Here is a 2,193-nt window from a genome sequence, read left to right as displayed (position 1 = left end):
GTCTCGCAGTCTACAGGACCTGAAAACCATTCTCTCTGGTGGCGCGATACCACCAGATGCATATCGGCGCGACGCTGGAGGTGTTGAGCATGTCTGACGAGCCCCATATCCCGGCCCCGTGTCCAGCCTCGTTGGCGGATGGTGGGCGCGCTTTGTGGAGTGGCGTGGCGGACGTGTTCGAGCTGACGCCGGAGCAGTTGGTGCAACTGGAAGAGGCATGCCGGGCAAAGGATCGGCTGGACTCTCTGGATGCGGCGATCCGTGGCAAGCATGACGTGCTGCTGTCGATTGAGACGGACGATAACGGAGTGGCCAGCTTGGTCGTGAACTCGGCGCTGCGTGAGGCGAACGCGACGGCCACGGTCCTCAAGCAGCTATTGGCCGCGCTGCGGTTGCCAGACGTGGAGGGTCGCCGGCCCCAGTATCGGGGTCCGAGGGGTGCCTATCAGAAGTCTGTGGAGTCGGTCGCATCCGCCGGCAAGGTGTCGAGCCTTGACCGGGCGCGGAAGCGGCGCGCAGGCTGATGTTCCGGCCCTTGTTCGAGGGGCAGAAGTGCTCTCTCGGCTATGCCGTCATCGACTGGCTCGAGGAGTATGCCTGCCATGGCCCTGGGCCGGTGGAGGGGCAGCCGTTGACGTTTGATGATGAGATGCTCGATTTCGTCGTGGACGCCTACGAGCTCGAACCGGCGTCTGGGCGCAGGCTGATCTCTCGTGGCGTGCTGTCGATGCCCAAGGGTCGGGCGAAGTCGGAGGTTGCAGGGCTGATTGGCGTGGCGGAGGCCCTTGCTCCGGTGCGTTTCGATGGCTGGGATGCGAGTGGGCAGCCGGTGGGTCGCCCGATCCGCTCCCCGTTTGTCCGCTGCCTCGCGACCGAGGAAAGGCAGAGCGGGAACACGTTCCAAAACCTCGCCTTCGTCATGGGTGACTGGGGTCACGACAATCACCCCGACATCTATGGCGGCGTGAAGGGCATCCGCGACTACCGCTCAGCGACCAACATCTACCTGCCGAACGGCGGGGAATGCCGCTCGAGCTCGTCCGGTGCCGCGTCGAAGGACGGAGGCAAGGAGACCTTCCTCGTGCCGGATGAGGTGCACCTGTACGTACTCCCGGAGCTGCGGAACATGTACGCCACAACGATGCGCAACCTCCCAAAAAGGGCGGGCGACGAACCGTGGGCGCTGCTGACAACGACCGCATTCCGTTACGGCGAGGAAAGCGTGTGGGAGACGATCTACAAGCGCTGGAAGACCAAGCAGCTTGGCCCCGGATGGCTGGTCCACCATCGCGAGGCGAAGGGACCTATCCGCATCTACGAGGACCGCGAGCACACGCTGGCGCAACTGCGCTACGTGTACGGCGCGGCCATGGACCCCGTGTCGGGCTGGATGACCCCCGAGCTTGCCTATCAGACGATGCTGGATCCAACCGAGTGCCGTGATGAGGCTGAGGGGGCTCGCTACTACCTGAATCGGGCCATGGCGTCCTCGGATTCGTGGATCGCGCTCAGGGCCGTGGAGGACGCCCAGGTGGACGGTCCCGAACCTGCCGATGGGACGCCGATCACGCTCGGGTTCGACGGGTCGCTGAACGATGACTCGACCATCCTCCGGGGCTGCCGCATGTCAGATGGATACCGGTGGACGATTGGGCTGTGGGAGAAACCCGAGGGGTCCGACGGCATCGGATGGCAGGTGCCGCGCACCGAGGTGCTGGAGCGTATCCGTGAGGCGCATGCGCGCTATCGCGTGATCCGGGGCCACTACGACCCGCATGAGTGGCGCAGCGACATCTCAGACCTGGCGCACCAGTTCGGCGAGGATGTGGTGGTCGAGTTCCCCACGACCTCAGACACTCTGATGGGTCCGGCGCTGGACACGCTGCACACCGACATAGTGACCGGAGTCACGAAGCAGAGCGACGATCCGGACGCGCTGCGGCATTACGGCAACGCGTACGTGAAGCGGCGCGGACAGTATCGGCTGATCCGCAAGGAGTACCCGAACAGCCCCCGCAAGATTGACGTTGTCGTGGCGGACGCTCTCGCCTACGCGGCGAGGCGGGCGGTGCTGGACACCGGCTGGACCGATGACGACTCACAGAACAGCGCCGTGTGGTGCTTCGCCTAGACGATGAATGGAGGTGGGCATGGGTGACATTGATGTCCTGAACCGCCTCCACCGCAAGACCC

General features: G+C 64.6%; 2 protein-coding genes. Both read left to right on the top strand.

What is annotated here, in order from left to right:
• Positions 1–164 precede the first annotated feature (164 nt).
• A complete protein-coding gene (locus tag ACTQ40_RS10410) occupies positions 165–524 on the top strand; it encodes a hypothetical protein (RefSeq protein ID WP_441085760.1) in 360 nt (119 codons plus the stop codon).
• A gap of 11 nt (positions 525–535) precedes the next feature.
• Positions 536–2,131 (top strand): hypothetical protein, encoded by a 1,596-nt coding sequence (locus tag ACTQ40_RS10405; protein WP_441564105.1) that lies wholly within the window; start codon positions 536–538, stop codon positions 2,129–2,131.
• Positions 2,132–2,193: the final 62 nt, after the last annotated feature.

It is taken from the genome of Collinsella sp. Sow4_D11 (assembly GCF_052116465.1).
Taxonomy (GTDB): domain Bacteria; phylum Actinomycetota; class Coriobacteriia; order Coriobacteriales; family Coriobacteriaceae; genus Collinsella.
This window is presented reverse-complemented; position numbering and strand designations above follow the sequence as displayed.